Source organism: Flavobacterium sp. TS_SC_5 (assembly GCF_056156265.1).
In genome coordinates, this window is the sequence record NZ_CM149588.1 from 3,320,314 (window position 1) to 3,343,028 (window position 22,715).

23 protein-coding genes are annotated in these 22,715 nt (G+C 32.7%); 7 read left to right on the forward strand and 16 right to left on the reverse strand.

The window, feature by feature from the left end:
* The first annotated feature begins 19 nt into the window (after nt 1-19).
* The 5 genes from AC0J6S_RS14290 (at nt 20) to AC0J6S_RS14310 (ending at nt 4,856) form a co-directional block, all read left to right on the forward strand.
* On the forward strand, nt 20-682 hold the full coding sequence (locus AC0J6S_RS14290; RefSeq protein WP_474954422.1) for a YggS family pyridoxal phosphate-dependent enzyme: 663 nt from the start codon (nt 20-22) through the stop codon (nt 680-682).
* Between the two features lie 93 nt (nt 683-775).
* On the forward strand, nt 776-2,137 hold the full coding sequence (locus tag AC0J6S_RS14295; protein WP_474954423.1) for an exonuclease domain-containing protein: 1,362 nt from the start codon (nt 776-778) through the stop codon (nt 2,135-2,137).
* 24 nt (nt 2,138-2,161) lie between these two features.
* Complete coding sequence (locus tag AC0J6S_RS14300; protein ID WP_474954424.1) at nt 2,162-2,992, forward strand: ion transporter; 831 nt, start codon at nt 2,162-2,164, stop codon at nt 2,990-2,992.
* A gap of 160 nt (nt 2,993-3,152) precedes the next feature.
* The gene (miaA, locus tag AC0J6S_RS14305) at nt 3,153-4,070 is read left to right on the forward strand and encodes a tRNA (adenosine(37)-N6)-dimethylallyltransferase MiaA (RefSeq protein WP_474954425.1); all 918 of its coding nucleotides are present in this window, start codon (nt 3,153-3,155) and stop codon (nt 4,068-4,070) included.
* A 45-nt stretch (nt 4,071-4,115) separates the two neighbouring features.
* Nucleotides 4,116-4,856: an acyl-[acyl-carrier-protein] thioesterase gene (locus AC0J6S_RS14310; protein ID WP_474954426.1), complete on the forward strand. Its 741-nt coding sequence runs from the start codon at nt 4,116-4,118 to the stop codon at nt 4,854-4,856.
* Between the two features lie 55 nt (nt 4,857-4,911).
* On the opposite strand, the gene AC0J6S_RS14315 is transcribed toward AC0J6S_RS14310, so the two are convergent.
* The 12 genes from AC0J6S_RS14315 to AC0J6S_RS14370 form a co-directional block, all read right to left on the reverse strand.
* Nucleotides 4,912-5,628 (reverse strand): response regulator transcription factor, encoded by a 717-nt coding sequence (locus tag AC0J6S_RS14315; protein WP_113634522.1) that lies wholly within the window; start codon nt 5,626-5,628, stop codon nt 4,912-4,914.
* 3 nt (nt 5,629-5,631) lie between these two features.
* Nucleotides 5,632-7,215, reverse strand: a complete 1,584-nt coding sequence (locus AC0J6S_RS14320; RefSeq protein WP_474954427.1) for a sensor histidine kinase — start codon at nt 7,213-7,215, stop codon at nt 5,632-5,634.
* A 59-nt stretch (nt 7,216-7,274) separates the two neighbouring features.
* On the reverse strand, nt 7,275-7,871 hold the full coding sequence (gene coaE, locus AC0J6S_RS14325) for a dephospho-CoA kinase (protein WP_474954428.1): 597 nt from the start codon (nt 7,869-7,871) through the stop codon (nt 7,275-7,277).
* Nucleotide 7,872: 1 nt separating this feature from the next.
* Nucleotides 7,873-8,874, reverse strand: a complete 1,002-nt coding sequence (locus AC0J6S_RS14330; RefSeq protein ID WP_474954429.1) for a glycosyltransferase family 2 protein — start codon at nt 8,872-8,874, stop codon at nt 7,873-7,875.
* Nucleotides 8,875-9,001: 127 nt separating this feature from the next.
* Entirely contained in the window at nt 9,002-10,192 is a 1,191-nt protein-coding gene (gene fabV / locus AC0J6S_RS14335) for an enoyl-ACP reductase FabV (RefSeq protein WP_474954430.1), read from the reverse strand.
* Between the two features lie 95 nt (nt 10,193-10,287).
* Nucleotides 10,288-11,940, reverse strand: coding sequence for a DNA repair protein RecN (recN, locus tag AC0J6S_RS14340; protein ID WP_474954431.1), 1,653 nt, complete (start codon nt 11,938-11,940; stop codon nt 10,288-10,290).
* 54 nt (nt 11,941-11,994) lie between these two features.
* Entirely contained in the window at nt 11,995-12,879 is an 885-nt protein-coding gene (porD, locus tag AC0J6S_RS14345) for a type IX secretion system protein PorD (RefSeq protein ID WP_474954432.1), read from the reverse strand.
* Between the two features lie 63 nt (nt 12,880-12,942).
* Nucleotides 12,943-14,160, reverse strand: coding sequence for a bifunctional phosphopantothenoylcysteine decarboxylase/phosphopantothenate--cysteine ligase CoaBC (gene coaBC / locus AC0J6S_RS14350; protein WP_474954433.1), 1,218 nt, complete (start codon nt 14,158-14,160; stop codon nt 12,943-12,945).
* A 7-nt stretch (nt 14,161-14,167) separates the two neighbouring features.
* On the reverse strand, nt 14,168-14,485 hold the full coding sequence (locus AC0J6S_RS14355; RefSeq protein ID WP_035671643.1) for a DNA-directed RNA polymerase subunit omega: 318 nt from the start codon (nt 14,483-14,485) through the stop codon (nt 14,168-14,170).
* 8 nt (nt 14,486-14,493) lie between these two features.
* A complete protein-coding gene (locus tag AC0J6S_RS14360; RefSeq protein ID WP_474954434.1) occupies nt 14,494-15,288 on the reverse strand; it encodes an outer membrane protein assembly factor BamD in 795 nt (264 codons plus the stop codon).
* A gap of 129 nt (nt 15,289-15,417) precedes the next feature.
* Nucleotides 15,418-16,305 (reverse strand): 4-hydroxy-tetrahydrodipicolinate synthase, encoded by an 888-nt coding sequence (gene dapA / locus AC0J6S_RS14365; protein ID WP_474954435.1) that lies wholly within the window; start codon nt 16,303-16,305, stop codon nt 15,418-15,420.
* A 6-nt stretch (nt 16,306-16,311) separates the two neighbouring features.
* Nucleotides 16,312-16,830: a DUF6913 domain-containing protein gene (locus AC0J6S_RS14370; protein ID WP_474954436.1), complete on the reverse strand. Its 519-nt coding sequence runs from the start codon at nt 16,828-16,830 to the stop codon at nt 16,312-16,314.
* A gap of 47 nt (nt 16,831-16,877) precedes the next feature.
* On the opposite strand from AC0J6S_RS14370, the gene AC0J6S_RS14375 reads away from it, so the two are divergent.
* Together AC0J6S_RS14375 and AC0J6S_RS14380 are read left to right on the forward strand one after the other, a co-directional pair.
* Nucleotides 16,878-17,654 carry a 5'-nucleotidase C-terminal domain-containing protein gene (locus tag AC0J6S_RS14375; RefSeq protein WP_474954437.1) on the forward strand — a complete coding sequence of 259 codons (777 nt, stop codon included), beginning with the start codon at nt 16,878-16,880 and terminating at the stop codon, nt 17,652-17,654.
* Nucleotides 17,655-17,782: 128 nt separating this feature from the next.
* Nucleotides 17,783-18,694 carry a bifunctional metallophosphatase/5'-nucleotidase gene (locus tag AC0J6S_RS14380; protein WP_474954438.1) on the forward strand — a complete coding sequence of 304 codons (912 nt, stop codon included), beginning with the start codon at nt 17,783-17,785 and terminating at the stop codon, nt 18,692-18,694.
* Between the two features lie 80 nt (nt 18,695-18,774).
* On the opposite strand, the gene AC0J6S_RS14385 is transcribed toward AC0J6S_RS14380, so the two are convergent.
* The 4 genes from AC0J6S_RS14385 to AC0J6S_RS14400 form a co-directional block, all read right to left on the reverse strand.
* Nucleotides 18,775-19,491, reverse strand: coding sequence for a hypothetical protein (locus tag AC0J6S_RS14385; RefSeq protein WP_474954439.1), 717 nt, complete (start codon nt 19,489-19,491; stop codon nt 18,775-18,777).
* Nucleotides 19,475-21,493 carry an NAD-dependent DNA ligase LigA gene (ligA, locus tag AC0J6S_RS14390; RefSeq protein WP_474954440.1) on the reverse strand — a complete coding sequence of 673 codons (2,019 nt, stop codon included), beginning with the start codon at nt 21,491-21,493 and terminating at the stop codon, nt 19,475-19,477. The genes AC0J6S_RS14385 and ligA overlap by 17 nt, the downstream gene beginning before the upstream one ends.
* Nucleotides 21,494-21,568: 75 nt before the next feature.
* On the reverse strand, nt 21,569-22,042 hold the full coding sequence (locus tag AC0J6S_RS14395) for a DUF6495 family protein (protein WP_474954441.1): 474 nt from the start codon (nt 22,040-22,042) through the stop codon (nt 21,569-21,571).
* A gap of 349 nt (nt 22,043-22,391) precedes the next feature.
* The gene (locus AC0J6S_RS14400) at nt 22,392-22,646 is read right to left on the reverse strand and encodes a hypothetical protein (RefSeq protein ID WP_474956386.1); all 255 of its coding nucleotides are present in this window, start codon (nt 22,644-22,646) and stop codon (nt 22,392-22,394) included.
* Between the last annotated feature and the right edge of the window lie 69 nt (nt 22,647-22,715).

Below are 22,715 nucleotides of genomic sequence, written 5' to 3' on the forward strand. Positions count from 1 at the left end.
TTAAAATCAAAACATCAAAATGGGAGTAGCAAATAATTTACTCCAAATAAAATCTACTTTACCGGAACATGTAACCTTAGTTGCGGTTTCAAAAACCAAACCTGTTTCGGATTTAATGGAAGCCTATGAAGCTGGTCAACGCATTTTTGGAGAGAACAAAATCCAAGAAATGGCTGAGAAATGGGAACAAATGCCCAAAGACATTCAATGGCACATGATAGGTCATGTTCAGACTAATAAAGTCAAATTTATGGCGCCGTTTGTGAGCTTAATCCACGGAGTAGACAGTTTAAAATTACTACACGAAATCAATAAACAAGCATTAAAAAATAATAGAATTATCGATTGCTTACTACAAATTTATATTGCGGAAGAGGAAACTAAATTTGGTCTTGACGAGGAAGAACTCGCTTTACTCCTATCCTCAAACGAATTTCAGGAACTGAAAAACATTAGAATCGTTGGATTAATGGGAATGGCCACTTTCACAGATGACAAAGAACAAGTCAAAAAAGAATTCACTCATTTGAAAACAATTTTCGACAAAACAAAAGAACTGAAAACTGAAAACTGCCAGCTGGAAACTATCTCAATCGGAATGTCCGGCGATTATCAACTCGCAATTGAATGCGGAAGCACTATGGTTCGAATAGGAAGTAGTATCTTTGGGGGAAGAAATTGATTTTCGATTAACGCTTTTTAACCTACCGATAGCGGACTGGCGAAGCATTTTAGATGTTTCTTAACTTGAAACATTAAACATTAAACAAAAAAATTGTACGCAATACTCGACATAGAAACCACTGGAGGACAATTTAACGAGGAGGGAATCACTGAAATTGCCATCTATAAATTTGATGGACATGAAATCGTGGATCAGTTTATTAGTTTGGTCAATCCCGAAATTCCAATTCAGCCTTTTGTGGTCAAACTCACTGGTATTAATAACGCCATGTTACAATCGGCACCGAAATTTTTTGAAGTTGCAAAACGCATTATCGAAATGACAAACGATTGTATTGTCGTTGCTCATAACGCCTCTTTTGATTACAGAATACTTCGAACAGAGTTCAGACGGTTAGGATACGATTTTGAAGCCAGAACACTTTGTACGGTTGAATTATCAAAAAAATTATTACCAGAGCAGCCTTCCCATAGTTTAGGAAAATTGGTTCGCGCCCTTGGAATCCCAATGGCAGATAGACATCGTGCAAGTGGAGATGCATTAGCAACTGTCAAATTATTTAAAATACTTTTAGAAAAAGATTTGGAAAAAGAAATTGTAAAAGATTTTATTAAGCTCGAAATCGAAAAAGGAATTGCTCCAAAACTGCTGGATATTGTTTCAAAATTACCTACCAAAACTGGTGTTTATTACATTCACAACGAAAAAGGGAACCTAGTTTACATCGGCAAGAGCCGAAACATAAAAAAACGAATCAACCAGCATTTTACAGGAACTTCGCCAAAATGCAAAAAAATTCAAGCAGAAGTTTTTACCGTAACGTATGATGAAACCGGAAGTGAATTGATTGCTTTATTAAAAGAAAGTGAAGAAATAAAAATAAATAAACCCATCTTTAACAGAGCTCAGCGAAAAAGTATTTTTCAACTGGCTTTATATGCTGAGAAAGATAAAAATGGTTACATCAATCTGAAACTTCAAAAAGCAGATGGTCGAAAAAAAGAAATCACCTCTTTTACTTCGCTGCAGGAAGGCAAAAATGCATTGTTCAGAATCTCTTCCCATTACAATTTATGCCAGAAACTGACCGGATTATATCATACTAAAACAAATTGTTTTCAATACAGCATTAAAGAGTGCGACGGCGCTTGTATTGGTAGTGTTTCTCCTGAAGAATACAATGCCAGAGTGCTCAGTTTTATCGAGAAAAATAGTTTCGAGAATCAAAACATGGTCTTGATTGATAAAGGAAGAACCATCAGTGAGCGATCAGCAGTTTTGATAGAAAACGGGATTTATAAAGGCTATGCTTTTTATGATTTAAACTATCAAATCAATAATATCGAAATACTAAGAAATATCATTATTCCGATGCAAAATAACCGTGACACCAAAAATATTATTCAAGGACATATCCGAAAAAATAAGACTCTGAAAACCTTGAAATTCTAATCGATTATTAATCGAATAAAAAGTATGCACATAATAAAGTCGAAATTTGACGCTTTCAGACAAAAAACGAATATCGTAATTTACGGAACAAATACAGCTTCCGGACAATTATTTGATTTGGTACTTTTAGGTGTTATTTTACTCAGCGTAATCATCGTTATGCTCGAAACTGTAAAAGGTTTCGATATAAAATACCATCACGAACTCATTATTTTAGAGTGGGTTATAACTGTATTTTTTACTTTAGAATACATTCTGCGCATCATTTCAATCCAAAAACCCTGGAAATACATATTTAGTTTCTATGGAATTATTGATTTGATTGCCACTTTACCCATGTATTTCTCGTTGTTTTTTGTTGGAACCAGTGTCTTAACAGTGGTCAGAGCCCTGAGATTATTGCGATTATTCAAAATTTTGAAACATCCGCAGTTCTCCAGCCAATCTACACACCTCAAAGAAGCGTTGATTGCCAGCAAAGGAAAAATATTGATTTTCATTTATTTTATGCTTATCAGCAGTATCATCATCGGTTCTGTAATGTATGTAGTCGAAGGAAAAGAAGGTGGTTTCACTAGTATTCCTATCAGTATTTACTGGACTATCGTCACGCTCACAACTGTAGGATATGGAGATATTTCGCCTATAACGCCACTGGGACAAGCCATCGCATCGGTAGTCATGATTATGGGTTACGGAATAATTGCCGTTCCTACCGGAATAGTTTCAGCTGAATTTGCCAATAGCAACCGCAAAAAACCAAGGTCTGAGAGAATCAATCCTTGTAATGTATGCGGTACTGAAGGTCATGAATTTAATGCCAAATACTGTTTCCATTGCGGATCAGAACTTTAAATTAATAATTAGAAGCAATTCCAGCTGTACACTACAACTCCTCGTTATTTTAATTGTTTTTCTAAGGCATAAAAGGAGCTTCTTTCAGTCGCTCTTTTATACCAGGAAAAACTAATTTTCATAACTGCGGGGTTTCCGTTTCCATCTGGGCTAAAAAAATATGAAATACTTAATCACAATTGTCGGACCTACAGCAATCGGAAAAACTTCCTTAAGCATTGTTTTAGCTAATTATTTCAAATGCGATATTCTTTCCTGCGACAGCCGACAGTTTTTCAAGGAAATGACCATCGGAACAGCTGTGCCAAACAAAGCTGAGTTAGACACTGCAACTCATCATTTCATCCAAAACAAATCCATATTCGAAAATTATACCGTTGGTGATTTCGAGAAAGAAGCGATTGCAAAACTGGACGAATTGTTTTTGACCACTGATTATGCGATTCTCGTTGGCGGTTCCGGACTGTACGTCGATGCAATTCTAAAAGGTTTTGATGAATTTCCGGAAATAGACGCCTCAGTTCGTACTGAAATAAATACGAATTATGAAAAATTAGGAATCGGATATTTACAGCAAAAACTCGAAGTTTTAGATCCTGATTATTTCAAAACTTTAGCCGCCGAAAATCCTCAAACTTTACAAAACCCGCAACGAATGATGCGTTTTGTAGAAGTATGTCTGGGTTCCGGAAAACCATATTCTTCTTTTTTAAATCAAAAGCAAAACAGTCGCACCTTCACTCCAATTTTAATAGGTTTGGAAGCCGATAGAAAGGTCATTTATAACCGAATCAATCAACGCGTTGGCATTATGATGAACGAAGGCTTACTAGCGGAAGCCAAAACGTTATTTCCAAATAAAGAGTTGAATGCATTACAAACAGTGGGTTACCGAGAGTTATTCAGTTATTTTGACAAAGAAATTTCATTGGAATTTGCCATTGAAGAAATAAAGAAAAACACCAGAAGATTTTCTAAACGCCAATTAACTTGGTTCAAAAGAAATGAAAATACCAAATGGTTTGATTTTGAAACTCCCTATGAAACTATTGTGGATTACATCAATTCAAAAAAATAAAACTAAAGAATACAAATTCATAATTCATAATTCATAATTATTTATATGCCTATCTCTCCAAATTTCACTTCCATTTTAAGCAAAGACTGGGAAATCAATTTTACACAATGTACGCCAAATGGATTTTTAAAATACACTGATTTGTGTAATATGCTGCAATTAACGGCTGCTGCACATTCAGAAGTTGGTGGGATCAGTTTTACGGACATGCAGGAATTTGACCAAGCTTGGGTATTGAGCAGAATGCGTGTCGAGATAAACAAATTGCCAAAATGGGGTGATACGGTAACTGTGAAAACATGGATTAATTCTTTGGAAAATTCTCGTTCCGTGCGTGCGCTGGAAATGCACGTAAATGGAGAAAAAATTGTAGGTTCTGAGACTTTCTGGGCAGTTTTTAATACTAAAAAGCGTCGGCCGGAAGCATTGGCGTTACCATTTGAACATTTTGAATTATTTCCTGAAAAAAGAGCAACTATTGATGGTTTCTCTAAAATAAATTTCAATCATGAAAAGGAAATTGTTTTTGAAAAAAGCGTGTTCTTATCTGATTTAGACATTGTAAATCATGTCAATAATGTCAAATATCTGGAATGGTGTTTGGATTTGGTGGATGAGAAATTAATTCTAAATCAGAAAATTAAAAGTTTTGAAATGAATTTCTTAAAGGAATTATCACTAAAAGATACAGTCATCATTCACGAAAGTATTTCAGAAAAAGAAACCATTTTTAGTATTACAAAAGAAGATAAAACCAGTTTTGCTTTACAATTGAATTGGAAATAAATCACACTATTTCAATCCAAAAAAAAAGCCTCAATTTCTTGAGGCTTATATGTATTTATTCTGCTACTTTATTCTTAACAACTAATCTGAATCCTTCTCCGTGGATGTTTAAAATTTCAACATCTTCGTCCAGTTTCAAATACTTTCTCAACTTAGCGATGTAAACATCCATACTTCTTGAAGTGAAATAGTTATCATCTCTCCAAATTTTTGTCAAGGCTAATTCTCTTGGCATCAAGTCATTTTCGTGAAGAATCAACATTTTCAATAATTCATTCTCTTTTGGAGACAGTTTTATTGGTTCTTCATTATTAAAGGTAAGAAAACGAAGTTTTGAATTCAAATGAAATTTACCAATATTAAATTCAAATTGTACTTGTTCTGCTTTAGTGTCAGAAGATTTTCTTTGAATTATAGCTTTGATTTTCATCAACAATACTTCCGAATCAAAAGGTTTATTCAAGTAATCGTCAGCACCAGCTTTATATCCTTTCAACACATCTTCTTTCATCGATTTTGCTGTCAAGAAAATGATTGGCACTTCATTGTTTTTTTCTCTGATTTCTTTGGCTAATGTATATCCGTCTTTGTAAGGCATCATAACATCCAGAATACATAAATCAAAAGTATCTTTTTTGAATTTTTCAAATCCTTCCATCCCATTTTTAGCCAAAGTGACATCAAAATCATTTAGCATTAAATAATCTTTTAAAACTGCACCAAAATTAAGATCATCTTCCACTAGAAGTATTTTTTTATTTACATTTTCCATATACTAATTTATTAATGGTAATTTTATTATGAAGGTACTCCCTTTTCCCTTTTCACTTTCTACATAAACTTGACCGTTATGGTCGTCAACAATTCTTTTCACATAAGCTAAACCCAAACCATGTCCTTTGACATTATGGATGTCACCTGTATGCTCTCGATAAAATTTTTCAAAAATTCTTTTTTGAGCAATTTTACTCATTCCCAAACCTTTATCTCTTACTTTGATAATAATCATATCTTTGATATTTTCAGTAAAAATCTCAATTTCCGGAATATTAGGAGAATATTTTATAGCATTCTCCAAAATATTAACAATTACATTAGTAAAATGAACATCATTAATTAAAACTGTAGTTCTCACTGCATTAAAATGGATTTTAATTGTACCTTCTCTATCTTCTAATATTAAATTTACATGCTCAATTGCATCGTTTATAATCTCATGAATATTATGTGATTCTTTTATAATATTTAATTCTTTTTTTTCTAGTTTAGAGATACGCAGTACATTTTCTACTTGGGCGTGCATTCGTTTATTTTCATCCTTTATCATTTGCAGGTATCGTAACACCTTTTCTTTATCATCAATTATTTTCGGATTTCTGATTGCATCCAAAGCCAAATTAATTGTCGCAATCGGAGTTTTGAACTCGTGCGTCATATTATTGATAAAATCGTTCTTAATTTCAGAAATCTGACGTTGACGTATTAATTGATTCAATGCACTTGAATACGCAATAAGAATAATTAGCGTAAATATGATAGAAAGCACCGTTATGCTTACGAGATCTGACAACAAAAATTTCTTTTTGTGCGGAAATGTAACTAGTAATTGGTATTTACTGTTCCCTTCATTATCAGTAAAGATTGGGATAGAATAAGTAGCTTCTTTGTTGTATTTAAATTCGTTCGATTTTACAGCAGTCGCTAAGTTATTATTGTAAATACTAAATTCGAATTTTGTACTCACGCCAGATTCCTCTAATTCTTTTTTGATAAGTTTACTCAATGTTTCTTTGGAAACACGTTCTTGAATAGGCAGAACAGACGCGAAATCCTTGTAAAAAATTTCAAATGACGCGTTGTCTAAAACATCTAAATTACCTCTTTTTTCAACTCTAATATCAGGAATTAAACTTTGTGTTACCCCAGATTTATCAATAGAATTATTGTTATAAACTTCAGTTACACGTTTAGAGCTAAAGCTCTTGAACTTTTCACTGTCAAATTTTTTATCAAAGAACGAAGGTGAAATATTGTAATCTTCAGAAATTATACTGTTTGAATATATGATTGTTTTATTGGTTCTTGGATTTTTTTGAACGTAATAAAATTCTAATATATCATCCTTTTTTGGTACTTTTCCTGTACTGTCTTTATAGTGATTTATTTTATCATAAAAATTGTATGCTTCTTGTTTTTGAATCTTATCAGCCACACTGCCAATAACTTGTTTAACATGAAATTTAAATTGCTCGTCATTATTTTTAAATGAGGTATTAAACCAATACACCTGAACTAGAATAATCCCAATTAGGGACAAGCTCATTAATAAAACAAGTAATCTAAAAAAAAGTTTATTCATCGAAACAAATTTAGTATTTTAACAATATATTAAATAATAGATTAACCAAACATTAACACCTATGAATGTTTTTGTTTAATCTTTAAAATTTTAAGAATTCGATCCACTTCCAGTTTTGCAGCATCAAGAGCAATATTTTCAATTACAAAATCGCTTTTTGCAATTCGTTTTTCATCTGACCATTGCGCTTCCATTTTTTTCAAAACAAGTTCCCGAGTAGTTTTATCACGTTCAAGAACACGCTGTAGCCTTGTTTCTATTGGAGCTGTAACAGTTACAATTATATCACAATCTTTATATCGTCCACTTTCAAATAAAATCGCCGCTTCGTAAATAATGTAAGGAAAAGTTTTATTTTCTATAAGCCAGAGTTCAAAATGTTTTTTTACTGCAGGATGAACAATACTGTTTAGTTTTTTTAGTTTTTCGGGATCGTTAAAAACAATTTTGGCCAGTTTTTCACGATTTAATATCCTGTTTTCAAAAATATCCTCTCCGAATGTATTTTTAATGGCGTTGATAATTTCTGGAGATTGCATAATCTTCCTCGCTTCATCATCAGCAATATATACTGGAATCCCAAAGGATTGAAAATACTTTGCAATGGTAGTTTTTCCACTTCCGATACCGCCAGTTAAACCAATAATTTTTGTCATATTACACTTTAAAGAATAATTCAGGAAAAGCTTCTTGGGGTTTTTGTTTCAAAATAATCACTTTATAATATGATTTGATAAAACCTAAACCGTATCCATAAAACTGTTTCCAAACCGCTATTACTGATAAGTAACCTATTTTAACACTCTTATTCTGGTAAGAAGACACCAAAAACAGTACCAAAAAGTAAATAAAATACAATTGAAGTAGACCATCAAAATTAAAAATCAACAGCAATACAATTGAAATAAAAAATCCAATAATGAAAACAGAAGGAAAGAAGAAAGTCAGTTTATTATGTTTTGGATACCAACTATTCAAAATAGGTCTTGCTTTTCCAAATTTATTCACCTGAATTGAAAACTTTTCCCAATCAATTCTTCTCTTGTGATACACGTAAGCATTGGGAAACAGTTTGGTTTCAAAACCTAGATTCCACAAGCGAATGGACAAATCCGGATCTTCTCCAGGATGGATATTTCGGAAACCTTTCGAGGCTTCAAAAGCTTTTCGTGACAATCCCATATTAAAACTTCGAGGCTGAAACTTATCAATTTTTTCAGAACCACCGCGGATTCCGCCCGTTGTTAAAAAAGAAGTCATTGCAAAATTAATTGCTTTCTGAATATCTGAAAAACTGTCTAAAGCTTTATCAGGACCTCCAAAACAATCGACATAATTTAGTTTTAATGCTTTGTCAACTTCTGATAAATACTGCGTTGGAATAATACAATCTGAATCGAAAATGATAAAATAATCACCTCTGGCTTTCTGCATTCCGTAATTTCTGGAATCACCAGGTCCTGAATTTTCTTTGTAATAATACGAAATATCAAGTCGGTCTCCATATTTCTCGGCAACATCTTTACATACTAAAGTAGATCCATCTTCTACTAATACAATTTCAAATATTTCTTTATAAGTAGTGTGAGACAAACTTTCTAAAAGCTCGTCAACTTCGTCAGGACAATTAAAAACGGGTATAATTAAGGAAAAAAACATAAATGTCAAAGGTGGTATTAATGTGAATTTTTAGATTTAAAAAATTTTAACAAATATAATCTTTATCCATAAAAAAACCATCAACTATTAATTGATGGTTTTATAAATATTTTATTCAGTAATTTGATTAGCCAATACTTTCGATGTTTACCACTTCGTTTGTTTCGGCTTTGTAATCTACTCCTGCTACGTCAAAGCCAAATAGATTATAAAAATCTTTTCTGTATCCTTCTAAATCTCCTATTTCAGCTAAATTTTCAGTTACAGCTTCAATCCACAATTTAGCTACTTTTTCCTGAACATCAAGACGCATTTCTAAATCATCAATACGTATTCTTCCTTTCTCATCCACCGGAACTTCATTTCCTGTATACAATCTTTCTTGGTACAAGCGCTGAATTTGTTCGATACATCCTTCATGAATTCCTTCCTCTTTCATGATTCTGTACAATAGCGAAATGTACAATGGAATAACCGGAATTGCAGAACTTGCTTGTGTTACTAATGCTTTATTTACTGAAACAAATGCTTTTCCGTCAATCGCAGCAAGACTGTCGGTAATGGCAAATGCAGTCGCCTCAAGATGATCTTTGGCACGACCAATAGTTCCTTTTCTATATACCGCTTCAGTCAGTGATGGTCCAATATAAGAATAAGCAACCGTTGTAGCGCCAGGAGCCAATAGGTTTTGAGCTTTTAAAGCATCAATCCACATAGCCCAATCTTCACCACCCATAACTGCAACTGTATTTTCAATATCGTCACCACTGCAAGGCTCAATTGAAATTTCTGAAACTTTACCGGAATGGAAATCAACCGTTTTATTAGTAAATGTACCTCCAATAGGTTTCAACGTAGAACGATGCAAAACTCCCGTAACGGGGTGCATACGTACAGGTGATGCTAAACTGTAGATTATCAAGTCTACTTGGCCTAAATCAGCTTTTATAAGATCTAATGTTTGTTGCTTTATTTCATTTGAAAATGCATCGCCATTGATACTTTTAGCATATAATCCTGCGTTGTGCGCTTCATGTTCAAAAGCAGCGGAATTATACCAACCTGGAGAAGCTGTTTTTCCTTCAGAAGGTGCTTTTTCAAAAAATACACCAATTGTAGCTGCATTTGAACCAAAAGCACTTGTAATACGTGAAGCCAAACCAAAACCGGTTGAAGCACCTATTACTAATACTTTCTTTGCACCTTCAATTGCACCTTTTGATTTTATATACTCTATTTGATTTTTAACATTTTGCTCGCATCCTTTTGGGTGTGATGTTGTACAAATAAACCCTCTCATTCTTGGTTCTATAATCATATTCTTGGTTATTCGTTTTTTATTTATTCGTCTAATCGTTTTATTGCTGATGCAAATATCTTGCTTTTATAAGGAAACAAATATAAAGTAAAATATTAGTTCAACAAGGCTTTCGCATGATTTAAGGCAGAATCAGAAACGATTGTTCCTGACAACATTTGCGCAATTTCAACTATTCTTTCATCGTCATTTAAAAGCTTCAATTCAGATTGGGTATCCTCGCCAACAGTCGATTTAAATACTTTAAAATGTGCATTCCCTTTTGCCGCAATTTGCGGTAAATGCGTAATCGCAAAAATTTGCATCTTCTGGCTCATTTCTTTCATGATTTCACCCATTCTGATGGCGATTTCACCGGAAACACCTGTGTCAATTTCATCAAAAATCAACGTTGGAAGTTTTGAATACTGTGCCAATATTGCTTTTACAGCCAGCATAATCCTTGACATTTCCCCTCCTGACGCCACTTTTTTCAACAATCCGAAATCAGTTCCTTTATTCGCAGAAAACAAAAACTGAAGCTCATCTTTTCCATTTGGAAAATAGGTTTCCGTTGTATTAATATCAATATTGAAACGCACATTTGGCATTCCCAACGTTTCCAAAATGGTAATCAATTTCAGAGATAAAACGGGAACAGCTTCCACTCTACTGTTATGGATTGTTTCCGAAAAAGTATCTAACTCAACTGTTTTTTGTTCGATAGCAACAGTCAATGCCGAAATTTCCTCTTCCATATTGCCTAATTCTAAAACTGAATTTTCAAGATTAGCTTGAATTTCCAATAGCTCATCCACAGATGAAACCTGATGTTTCTTTTGCAAAGTAAAAATAACTTGAAGCTTTTGACTGATTAAATCCAATTGTTCCGGATCGTTAATTAATTTTTCAGAACAACGATTCATTTCATTTGAAATATCATCAAATTCGATTGTTATGCTTGTAATTCGTTCTAATAAAGAATGATATTCATCTGAAAAAGAGGCGATTTTTTGTAATGAAACCTTAATTTCGTTCAAATTATGCAATACACCTATTTGTTCTTCATTGGCTATAGCCAAAGATTTATCGATAGATTCCTTTATAATTTCTACATTATTCAACTTCTCAAAATCAGCTTCCAAAACTTCTTGTTCACCTGATTTTAATTGCGCTGCCACCAATTCACCCAGCAAAAAAGTATTGTATTCCTGCTCTTTCTTTGATTCGCTTTGTCTTTTATGCAACGAATTCAATTTAGATTTGTCAGATTTATAATTCTTCAAAACCGATTGATACCCTAGAATTGTCTCTTTATTAGCTGCAATAGCATCTATAATATTGAACTGTACATTTTCATCTGAAAGTTCCTGTGTTTGTTGTTGCGAATGAATATCAATCAAAAAAAAGCTCAATTCCTGCAGCTCTTGAAGATTTACAGGACTGTCATTTATAAAAGCCCTGGATTTTCCCGAAGGCAGAATTTCCCTTCTAATAATGGTATCGTTTTCATAATCCAGATCATTTTCCTCAAAGAAAGGCAACAAATTATATTTAGAAATTTCAAAATGAGCTTCAATGACACACTTTTCTTCCTTATTTTTCAAAGAAGTTAAATCGGCTCTTTTTCCTAAAACCAATCCTAATGCGCCTAAAATTATTGATTTACCAGCACCCGTTTCTCCAGTAATTGTAGAAAAACCTTTTGAAAAATCGATACTCAATTTTTCTATTAAAGCATAGTTTTTTATCGAAAGTGAAGTTATCATTTACTATATTATTTTTTTTGAAAAAATTTAAATTAAACTAAAATTGAAGACCAATTAATATTTAATAGAAACCCATTTACTTGAGTTCAAAGGAGAAATTTTATTCAGATTATCAACTAAATCTGAGATAGTAATACTAGGACCACCAGAAAAAATAGAGACTATTTCGTCTGATTTAGCATCAAAAAACACACGTGTTAAAAAGGCATTAGGTCTAGTAAGATTTAATTTTGCCAAACTAACCAATGATCCTTTTATTTTTTCTTTCGACGCTTTCAAATCCTGACTCATCAAGTCTAATCCCGTATGGTAATCAAACATGGTTTGTCTCACTTGTTTGAATGTAGGAGATAAAATATCATTTATCAAAAAATAACGATTTTGATTTCCATCAGCTTGACTCCATCCTTTTGATCCGCCCTGTTGCGCAACGTTCGCAATATTTTGAGCGATTTCAAAATTTGGCGTTCCGGACTCAGCAACAAATGTGTCTGCATCCAATGCTAAAATCATATAACTGTAAAATGCAAGAACAGAAACTAAATTAGAATCGAACGTTGTTGGATTAAAAATCAAATTTTCAAATTCTATATATCTGAAATTAAAGTCTTTGTCATTAAAATTTAATACAGGTGACGCATAGGAGGAATTAAAAACCGGTCTGGAAGATTGTACTTGAATTGTGGCTGTAAATTGATCAGAACTATTTGAAGAAACAGTTATATACATGGAACAATTAATCTTTTCACTTTGTTTAACTGCCTGACCTGTCCAATCTGTTTTATTTAAAAAATCGGTTACTGAGATTTCTAAAGTTTTAAAAACTTGCTGATTTGTGGCGCTCAATCTTTGCGAATCTACGGTTACAACACAATTTAACTGTTGTGCTTGGGCAAAACTAAAAATAAAAAGCAGCAAAAAAGTAAAAATTTTATTCATCTGTAGATTTCTATTTTATCGGTTTTGTATAAATACAACTATTTGAAAATACGATTACAATTATTATCGCTGAATACCAAAATGTGTCATTACTTTGTTCAGGATATCATCTGCAACTGCTTCTTTTGATTTTAATTCCATAGGTTCAATATTAAAAAATTTATCAATAAAAGTAACCTTATTGGTTAGTTTACCAAAACCAGCGCCTTGATCTTGCAGCGAATTTAAAACTATCAAATCTAAGTTTTTTTTCTGAATTTTCAGCTTTGCATTTTCAATTTCATTTTCTGTTTCCAGAGCAAAACCAATAAGAAACTGATATTTCTTTTGGGCTCCTAAATAAGCTAAAATATCTTTCGTTTTTTCGAGTTCAATTGTAAAATTATCTGCAGCTTTCTTTATTTTTTGTGCTGCAACGGTTTTAGGCTTGTAATCTGCAACGGCTGCAGCAGCAATAGCTACATCTGTGTCTCCATAAAATTGATGACAAACCATGTACATTTCTTCTGCTGAAACTACGGGAATAACATTGATCAATGGATTTGAAACCTTACAGTTTGTAGGTCCAGAAACCAAAATCACCGAAGCTCCCAGATTTGCCGCACTAATTGCGATATCAAAACCCATTTTTCCTGAAGAATGATTTCCTATAAAACGTACTGGATCTATTGCTTCGTAGGTAGGACCTGCCGTGATTAGTATTTTTTTTCCTTTTAGCGGCAATTTATTGTTTAAATCCTCTTCAATAAAAACCACAATATTCTCAGGTTCAGCCATTCTGCCTTCACCAGATAATCCGCTAGCCAGCTCACCGCTTTCGGCTGGAATGATTGTATTCCCAAATTGTGTAAGAGAAGAAAAATTAGCTATCGTTGACGGATGTTTGTACATATCTAAATCCATTGCTGGCGCGAAATATACCGGACATTTTGCCGATAAATACGTTGCTATCAAAAGATTATCACACGTACCACTTGTCATTTTAGACAAAGTATTTGCTGTTGCAGGAGCAATAACCATTAAATCAGCCCAAAGTGCCAATTCTACATGATTATTCCATTTTTCGTTCTCGTCGTCTTGATTATAAAAACTGGAATGTACAGGATTTTTGGACAATGTGGATAACGTAAGAGGAGTTACAAAATCCTTAGAAGCAGGTGTCATTATCACTTGGACATGTGCACCTGCTTTTATGAAAAGCCGTACTAATGATGCTGTTTTATAGGCTGCAATTCCACCAGAAACTCCAAGTAGAATTTTCTTACCGCTTAAAACTGACATCGTACAGTTATTTATTTGAATCTCTGTGGTAAATTTTACCGTCTAACCATTCTTGAACTGCTAAAGCGTGCGGCTTAGGAAGTTTTTCATAAAATTTTGAAACCTCAATTTGTTCTTTGTTTTCAAAAACTTCTTCAAGACTGTCATTATATGTAGCAAATTCTTCTAATTTCTCTGTCAATTCTTTTTTGATTTCAGAATTGATTTGATTTGCTCTTTTAGCCATAATGGTTATCGCTTCATATACATTACCAGTAGGTTCTTCAATAACATTTTTGTTGTATGTTATTGTATTTACTGGAGCATTCGTCTTTTTTAAATCCATGACTTTATTTATTTAGTAAATTTTTGTAAATCTTTTTCTATTCGAACTAACATTTCGTTAGCTATCTTTTTATATTTAGTTTCAGCATTAAATTTTATCAAATTTGATTGTGCAACTTTGGCAACATTTAATCGCTCTTCCATTTTTGTAGGAACACTATTGATGGCCAATTGATACGCAGAATCTAACTTATAAAACAACGCATCTTCTTTGTAGGGCGTTCCAGGATAATCAGCAACAAAATTATCTAAAGCGACAATAGCCGATTTAAAATCTGAAATTGTATTGTATCCTTTAGCATTTTCAAATACTTTTTTCTCAATTTTTTCACTTAATACTTTCACTGCAGTATTGGCTTCTGCTAGATATTCCGAGTTCGGAAAATTATCAATAAATGATTGTAATTTATCTAACGCTTTTGTGGTATCTGCTTGATCTAAACTGTAAACGGGTGACAACATTGAGTAACTTTTAGCTCCCAAATATGCCGATTCCTGCAATTTTTCACTTTTAGGATAACTAGAAACGAAACTTTCAAACTGGTATCCAGCTAAATAATATTGTTTTGTTTTGTAATAGGATTGAGCAAACATGTAGAACAGTTTTTCCGCTTGAGGTTTTCCCCTGTAAGCAGGAGCAATCTGTTCAAAAATACGAATCGCTTTGGCATATTTTTTAGAATCGTATAATTTAGTTGCCATCTCAAATTTAACAGCAACATCCTCGCTTTTTAATGCTTTTTGGTACTCGTTACAAGAACTGAAAACAGCAACAAGAAGCAATAGAGATATTATTTTTTTCATTTTTTTTACTTTTTTCATGATTTGCAAGTTGAAACAACCTACAAAATCATACCGAAGTTTCGGTGGCAAATTTAGTTATTAATTCAGCGACTTCAAAATATATTTTTTGTTTAAAAAAAGACCCTTTCTTTACCCTTGCTTATTGATTTTTTTGACAAACTCATCAATCCTAGTAGCCAGAGAATCATCTACTTTTACCAATGGCAAACGCACGGTATTTTCTGAAATTCCCAGTGATAGAAACACTTCTTTGATTCCGGCTGGATTTCCCTGTTCAAAAATCATATCAATACAATCCGCTAAAAGGTATTGCGTTTTGAAAGCTTCATCCACTTTTCTGTTTAATCCTAAACGGATCATTTCAGAAAATTCTTTTGGAAAACCTTGCCCAATAACTGAAATTACGCCTGCTCCACCTGCTAAAACCATTGGTAATGCAATCATGTCATCGCCTGAAATCACCAGAAAATCTTTAGGTTTATTTTTTAATAATTGCATTGCCTGAACAAGATCTCCTGCCGCTTCTTTTATAGCTACAATATTTTCAAAATCGTTAGCCAAACGCAAAACAGTTGTAGGCAACATATTACTTGCCGTTCTTCCCGGAACATTATACAGTATTACCGGAATTGGAGAAGCTTCAGCAACTGCTTTGAAATGTTGGTAAATCCCTTCCTGCGTAGGTTTATTATAATATGGTGAAACAGAAAGTATCGCCGCAAACGCTGATAAATCTCTAGTCTTTAACTCTTCAACAACTTTTAATGTATTATTACCTCCAACTCCCAACACCAATGGTAACGCACCATTATTAGCTTCAATTACAGTACGTATAACCAATTCTTTTTCCTCTGGAGACAAAGTTGCATTTTCTGCAGTGGTACCCAAAACTACCAGATATTCAATTCCTCCATCGACAGAAAAATTTACAATTCTTTTTAATGCTTCGGTGTCAATTGAAAAATCTTGTTTAAATGGAGTTACAAGAGCAACACCAGTTCCTATTAATGATTGCATATTATTTTATATTTTGTTTAATAATTTTAAATATTTGAATAGCTCACTTGTAAAAATACTATAATTATTGACTTCAGTTTTAATCATAAAATGATTTAACCTTTTGTCTATGGATGAAAAACCTACTTTGAAATGTGCTTTTGAATTATTCGTAATTTGCATTAGAATTGCTTTTTCTAAATCGTAATAACTGATGAGCAAATCGAATTTTTCTTTCACAAAATCATTTACATCAGCTGATGAAAATTTTCCGTTCCAATTGAGATGTTTATCACTAAATGTGAGATGAATTTCTGCTTCACTTTTTTTTAATTTCTCGTAATAAACAATCGTTTTTATATTTTCTGGAAGAATTCCCCACGATAACAATTCTTTAATCAGTGATTCTGTATTATTAAAATCTGAAACATCAACTACTAAACCAATTGATTTGATAGGATGAGCGGTGAAATCATTTTTTAAATTTTGCAAGCTATTTTTTAGTGTTTTTTTTAGTAAAAAATTCTTTATATAATTTAAAAACATATTACTTTTACTTGATTACAAAATTAATTAAATAAGTCGCATTTAAAATGGTAAATCTAAAAAAGTATAACGACGTTTCTAAACTTTTTGTTATATTCTTAACATTTTTATTTGTTGCCTCTTGCAGCAAACAAAATTACGTCACTAAAATAGAAGGGAAACGAATTCCTATCACTGAAAAGGTAAATCAAGTTCCTGCAATTGAAAATTTTATAAAACCTTTTAGAGAACATATTAACAAGGATTTAGATAGCGTTTTAGCGTATAGCCCGGAAACATTAGATAAAAGTACCGGTAAATGGCAAACTACAATTGGTAATTTGATGGCTGATGTTACTCTAATGAGAGGAAATATCGTATTTCAATCCAGAGAACAAAAGAATATTGATATTTGTTTACTCAACAGCGGAGGGATTCGTTCCATACTTCCAAAAGGAAATGTAACAGCCAGAACAGCTTTTGAAATTATGCCTTTTGAAAACAGTTTGGTTGTTATTGCATTAAAAGGAGAACAAATTCTTGAAATGGTAGACTTTTTCATCGCAGAGAAAAAACCACATCCATTAGCCGGAGTAACCTTTACTATTGATAAAAATAATGTTGCCAAAAATATTATGGTACAAGGAAAACCACTAAATAAGGAAACCATTTATTATGTGGGAACTAATGATTATTTGTCTAACGGTGGTGACAATATGAATTTCTTCAAAAAAGGAGTTCAAAAATTTGATTTAGAGTACAAACTACGAAATATACTTATAGATTATTTTAAAGAAGTGGATACCATTCCTGTAATAAAAGATGTTAGAATTACTGTTGAATAAGTAATTCGAATTTAGAGAACAAAATAGTTTTAGAAAACGGAAAGCCCTAGCCCTGATTGCAGCGGCATCCCACGCTTTTTTTGCGTGGATATAACGAAAAGCGGGAAATAGCTCCAAAAAAATATAAAATGAAAAGAAGAGAATTTATAGAGAAAACAGCTGCTGGTTCAGCATTAATAGGTTTAGGTGTGTCATTAAGCAGTTTTGAGTCGACAAAAACCAGACAACTTACGGTTTTACACACGAATGATGTTCACAGTTATATTGATCCTTTCCCCGCGGATCATCCCCGCAATGCAAATATGGGTGGCGTGGCACGAAGAGCAGCCTTGATTGAAACGATTCGGAAAGAAAATCCAAACGTGTTACTATTGGATGCTGGTGATATTTTCCAGGGAACGCCATATTTTAATTATTACGGAGGCGAATTAGAGTTTAAATTGATGAGTATGATGCAGTACGATGCGTCTACAGTAGGAAATCATGATTTTGATAATGGTGTTGAAGGTTTGCATGCGCAGATGCCCCATGCTAAATTTGAATTCCTGTCCGCCAATTACGATTTTAAAAATACAGTAATGGATGGTTTTGTAAAACCGTATAAAATATTCAATAAAAACGGAATAAAAGTAGGTGTATTTGGACTTGGAATAGAGCTTGCAGGATTGGTTGACAAAGGAATGTACAAAGAAACCGTGTACAATAATCCTGTGGAAACAGCTCAGGATATGGTTCGGATTTTAAAGAAAGAAAAGCAATGTGATATCGTGATTTGTTTATCTCATTTAGGTTACAGATACAGAGATGAGCCAAATAAAATTTCTGATTTAAAATTAGCCGAACTCACTCAAGATATAGATTTGATTATTGGTGGTCATACCCACACGTTCTTAGACAAACCTACAGTTGCTAGGAATCTTTTGGGCAAAGAAGTTTTAGTAAATCAGGTAGGCTGCTATGGCATTAATTTAGGAAGAATAGATTTTTATGTAGATAACAATAAAGCTAAAGCTTTTGAAGGAAAATCGATTATAGTGTAACTCTATAATCGATTTTTTTATAAAATCAAAAATCGTTTCACACTCATGATTTTTTGAACGGAGTAAAAAAGTCTCTTACTCTATTCATTATTTGCTTTTAACTCGGTATTCAATTTTTCGGTATCAATTACAAATTTATAAAAAGCATAATAACTCGTTACATACAAAACCATTCCCAATGGTCTAAAATAGGTTGGCGGCAAATTATTTAAAAAAAGTTTCTCGATAAAAACAGTAAAATACAAGGCTATAGATAGTACTCCAAAGATAGACAGCCACGGTGTATTTGTAGTTTCAGTCATAAAATAATTCGACAAAATAACTCCGCCAAGAATAGATACTAATATATTTTGGACTAACAAAGGGTAATAACTTCCCTCTGGAATTCCATCCGAAATCGAGAGCAAATAAGAAAAAATAAATACAAAAGGAATTATCGCTATTAGAATAGGTATAAAATCTTTGACCTTATTCAACTTTATAATGTAAACAATTAATAATGTTCTATGAACTATAATTCCGGCTAACCCCAACGTCAAATAAAGTTGTGATTCTGAAATAATAAATATACTGGTAAGCAACAAAAAAAAGATAGTTATAAAAAAAAACTCATTTCTTTCCTTGGAGGTAATCCAATAAAGGTAGATTAGCAAAGCGGCAACTAAGGGTTTAAATGCAAACAAAATCATTTTAAATGAAAATAATTCTGCTATAACTTCTATAAATGCAAAAGAAAACAACAAAAATACGATTGTATTTTCCGGTATAAGATTAAACTTTTTAGTTAGTAGACGCATCCATTTGATTTATTAAATTCATAAAATCATCTTCAGAGATTATAGAAATATTGAGTTTATTAGCTTTTTCTAATTTAGCAGGGCCCATATTATCGCCAGCTATAAGATAATCCGTTTTTGCCGAAATGGAACTTCCTACTTTCCCTCCATTATCTTCAATCGCTTTTTTCAAATCGTCTCTGGAAAATTTCTCAAAAACGCCTGAAACTACAAAGGTTTTTCCAGAAAGTTTAACTGTTGCATTTGGATTTATTTTTTCGATAATTTCAAATTGTATTCCATGTTTTTTAAGTCTATCAATGATAATTCGATTTTCCTGATTATCAAAAAAATCAAGCACACTTTGCGCAATTCGTTCCCCTATTTCATCTACCAGAATCAAATCCATCAAAGTCGCATGACTCAATGCATCGATACTTTTATAATGTTTAGCCAGTTTTTTAGCCACTGTCTCTCCCACAAATCTGATTCCAAGTGCAAACAGAACTCTCTCAAAAGGAATATTTTTTGAATTAGCGACTCCGTTTACCAAATTTTCTGCGGATTTTTGAGCCATTCGTTCCAAAGGAAGAATTTGCTCCACTTTTAATTCATACAAATCGGCATAATTATGAACCAACCCGTTATTGAATAGCAAGGCTACCGTTTCACCGCCAAGACCTTCGATATCCATTGCTTTCCTTGAAATAAAATGCTGGATTCTCCCAATAATCTGTGGCGGACAACCATAAAAATTAGGACAATAATGGTTGGCTTCGCCTTGACTTCTCACTAATTCAGTTTGACATTCCGGGCAATTTGTAATGTACTTTGTTGGCTCTGTATTTTCTGGGCGTTTGCTTAAATCAACAGCAATAATTTTTGGAATAATCTCTCCTCCTTTTTCTACAAAAACAGTATCTCCAACTCGAATATCGAGTTTCTCAATTTGATCTGCATTGTGCAAAGAAGCGCGTTTTACTATAGTTCCGGCTAGTTGCACAGGCTCTAAATTAGCTACTGGAGTTATAGAACCTGTCCTTCCTACTTGATATGAAATAGAATTTAATTTTGTTGAAACCTGTTCTGATTTGAATTTATAAGCAATTGCCCAACGAGGCGATTTCGCAGTAAAACCAAGTTCATCCTGATAATGAAAAGAATTAACTTTTACCACTACTCCATCCGTTTCATAAGGAAGATTATGCCTGTGAGTGTCCCAATAATCTATATATTGAAAAACTCCGTCTAAATTATGTGACAGTTTTGCTTCTTTCGGTGCTTTGAATCCCCACTTTCTGGCAGTTTCCAAGCCTTCAAATTGCGATTTAAAAGGCAGGTTATTTCCAATTAAAAAATACAACAGACAATCCAAAGGTCTTTTTGCAACTTCAGCGCTATCTTGCAATTTCAAACTCCCGGAAGCCGTATTTCTTGGATTAGAATAAGGCGTTTCTCCAATTTCAATTAATTCCTGATTCATTTTTTCAAAACCTGCAAAAGGCAAAATGATTTCGCCACGAACATCAAATTTATCAGGAAAATTGCCTTTCAACTCTAAAGGAATTGATTTTATAGTTTTGATATTGTTCGTCACATCATCACCTTGAAAACCATCGCCTCGCGTAACTGCTCGTTTTAGTTTTCCGTTTTCATAGGTAATGCTGATAGAAGCACCATCGTATTTTAATTCACAAGTATATTCTAATGGAACATCGCCCAGAACTTTCTGAATGCGTTTTTCCCAATCAATTAATTCTTCTTTGGAATAGGAATTATCAAGAGAATACATTCGGTGTTCATGAGCAACAGTTTGGAAATTTTTGGTAATTGCACCCCCTACTCTTTGAGAAGGGGAATTTTCGTCAAAGTATTCTGGATATTTATTTTCTAAATTCTGAAGTTCTTTTAATTTTAAATCAAATTCAAAATCGGAAATCGTGGGTTTATCTAACACATAGTAATTATAATTGTGTTGATTTAATTCTTCCCTTAATTTTTGAATCGTATTTTGAATGTCCATAGAAAATAAAAATTGGCTATTTTAGTTTTGAAAAAGTGTACTAAAATAACCAATTTAAAAGAAATAGCAATGCAATTATGATGTCATAATTTCATTTATTTGCTGATATAAAAGTCCATCGCTTAAAAATGAACCTTGTTGTATCAGTTCAAAAATCGAAGTATTACGCTCTTCGGTAAACTCTTTTTTTCCAACTTTCATTTCAATAGTATCCGTAAACATATTATCGCTAAGCCATTGCAATCCTTCTTTGGTCAAAAAATCAACTTCAGGAACCAATGATTTCAAAACAATCGATTGAACATACGTATCAAAACAATGAAAAAGGAAAATATGATTTTTAGAAAAATGTTCTAAATAAGTAGCTTTTGAAAGAACCCCTTCCCAAATTAAATCAGAGAAAACGTCTAATTCTTGTTCAGCAACTTCGGGTTTTGAAGCTTTAATTGTATCCCACTCCGCTTTATCAATCGCTTGGGTTGCTAAAAAAGTACTGAATTCCTGATTCAATTCTTTAAATTGCTCTTTTGTTAATCTTGAGTATTTCATGAATGTATTTTAGTTTTTAATGTGAAATAATGCTAAAAAAATAATTAAAAAAATATCTTTCAAATAATTTTTTATTTGTGCTGATATTCAAAATTATTTACAGACTATTATTGGCGGTTTCGCCTATAAGGTTAGTCAAATAAAAGCCGCAAAATTAATAAAATTCTAATCCATAATCTGTGATAGGTCTGAAAAAGTATGGAATTATTCAAGTGTAAGTTTCAGCAATACCAATAAAATGCATTTAAACAGACTATAAGATTATGTCCAGTTTTTATTTGCACGTCCAAAAAGTATAAACATAAAAAAAGGGCCCATAAATGAGTCCTTTTTTTATTTAACAAAAAGATTAAACTGATTGTTCTTGCTTCTTTTTTGCTCTTTTCTCCTTGTATGCTTCCCAACTTGCTCCACCTACCCAATAGGATACGAAACCAACTAGAAAAAACATCAACCAAAATCCTATAGTAAGAATGGTTAAGAAAAGTAAAAAGCCTAAGTACTGTGAAAATTCAAACATGTTTTCCGGAATTTTGAATGTAGCTACAAATGTAAGTTTAATTCCTTTTCGTACCAATAAAAAACTACAAAAACTATCAATCAATTTTTATAAAAAAGGAATTATCCGTATTTTAGGACTCTGAATCTGGAGCTGTTTCCGACTGTTCACTCC

Bases quoted from the DNA above. Each gene is read 5' to 3' on its own strand.
- AC0J6S_RS14315 (WP_113634522.1), bottom strand. From the start codon at position 5,628: ATGGAAAATGTAAATAAAAAAATACTTCTAGTGGAAGATGATCTTAAT.
- miaA (WP_474954425.1), top strand. From the start codon at position 3,153: ATGAAATACTTAATCACAATTGTCGGACCTACAGCAATCGGAAAAACT.
- AC0J6S_RS14330 (WP_474954429.1), bottom strand. From the start codon at position 8,874: ATGTTTTTTTCCTTAATTATACCCGTTTTTAATTGTCCTGACGAAGTT.
- AC0J6S_RS14385 (WP_474954439.1), bottom strand. From the start codon at position 19,491: ATGCGTCTACTAACTAAAAAGTTTAATCTTATACCGGAAAATACAATC.
- coaE (WP_474954428.1), bottom strand. From the start codon at position 7,871: ATGACAAAAATTATTGGTTTAACTGGCGGTATCGGAAGTGGAAAAACT.
- AC0J6S_RS14380 (WP_474954438.1), top strand. From the start codon at position 17,783: ATGAAAAGAAGAGAATTTATAGAGAAAACAGCTGCTGGTTCAGCATTA.
- recN (WP_474954431.1), bottom strand. From the start codon at position 11,940: ATGATAACTTCACTTTCGATAAAAAACTATGCTTTAATAGAAAAATTG.
- porD (WP_474954432.1), bottom strand. From the start codon at position 12,879: ATGAATAAAATTTTTACTTTTTTGCTGCTTTTTATTTTTAGTTTTGCC.
- AC0J6S_RS14320 (WP_474954427.1), bottom strand. From the start codon at position 7,215: ATGAATAAACTTTTTTTTAGATTACTTGTTTTATTAATGAGCTTGTCC.
- AC0J6S_RS14355 (WP_035671643.1), bottom strand. From the start codon at position 14,485: ATGGATTTAAAAAAGACGAATGCTCCAGTAAATACAATAACATACAAC.
- AC0J6S_RS14395 (WP_474954441.1), bottom strand. From the start codon at position 22,042: ATGAAATACTCAAGATTAACAAAAGAGCAATTTAAAGAATTGAATCAG.
- AC0J6S_RS14300 (WP_474954424.1), top strand. From the start codon at position 2,162: ATGCACATAATAAAGTCGAAATTTGACGCTTTCAGACAAAAAACGAAT.
- AC0J6S_RS14375 (WP_474954437.1), top strand. From the start codon at position 16,878: ATGGTAAATCTAAAAAAGTATAACGACGTTTCTAAACTTTTTGTTATA.
- coaBC (WP_474954433.1), bottom strand. From the start codon at position 14,160: ATGTCAGTTTTAAGCGGTAAGAAAATTCTACTTGGAGTTTCTGGTGGA.
- AC0J6S_RS14360 (WP_474954434.1), bottom strand. From the start codon at position 15,288: ATGAAAAAAATAATATCTCTATTGCTTCTTGTTGCTGTTTTCAGTTCT.
- AC0J6S_RS14290 (WP_474954422.1), top strand. From the start codon at position 20: ATGGGAGTAGCAAATAATTTACTCCAAATAAAATCTACTTTACCGGAA.
- AC0J6S_RS14310 (WP_474954426.1), top strand. From the start codon at position 4,116: ATGCCTATCTCTCCAAATTTCACTTCCATTTTAAGCAAAGACTGGGAA.
- fabV (WP_474954430.1), bottom strand. From the start codon at position 10,192: ATGATTATAGAACCAAGAATGAGAGGGTTTATTTGTACAACATCACAC.
- AC0J6S_RS14370 (WP_474954436.1), bottom strand. From the start codon at position 16,830: ATGTTTTTAAATTATATAAAGAATTTTTTACTAAAAAAAACACTAAAA.
- dapA (WP_474954435.1), bottom strand. From the start codon at position 16,305: ATGCAATCATTAATAGGAACTGGTGTTGCTCTTGTAACTCCATTTAAA.
- ligA (WP_474954440.1), bottom strand. From the start codon at position 21,493: ATGGACATTCAAAATACGATTCAAAAATTAAGGGAAGAATTAAATCAA.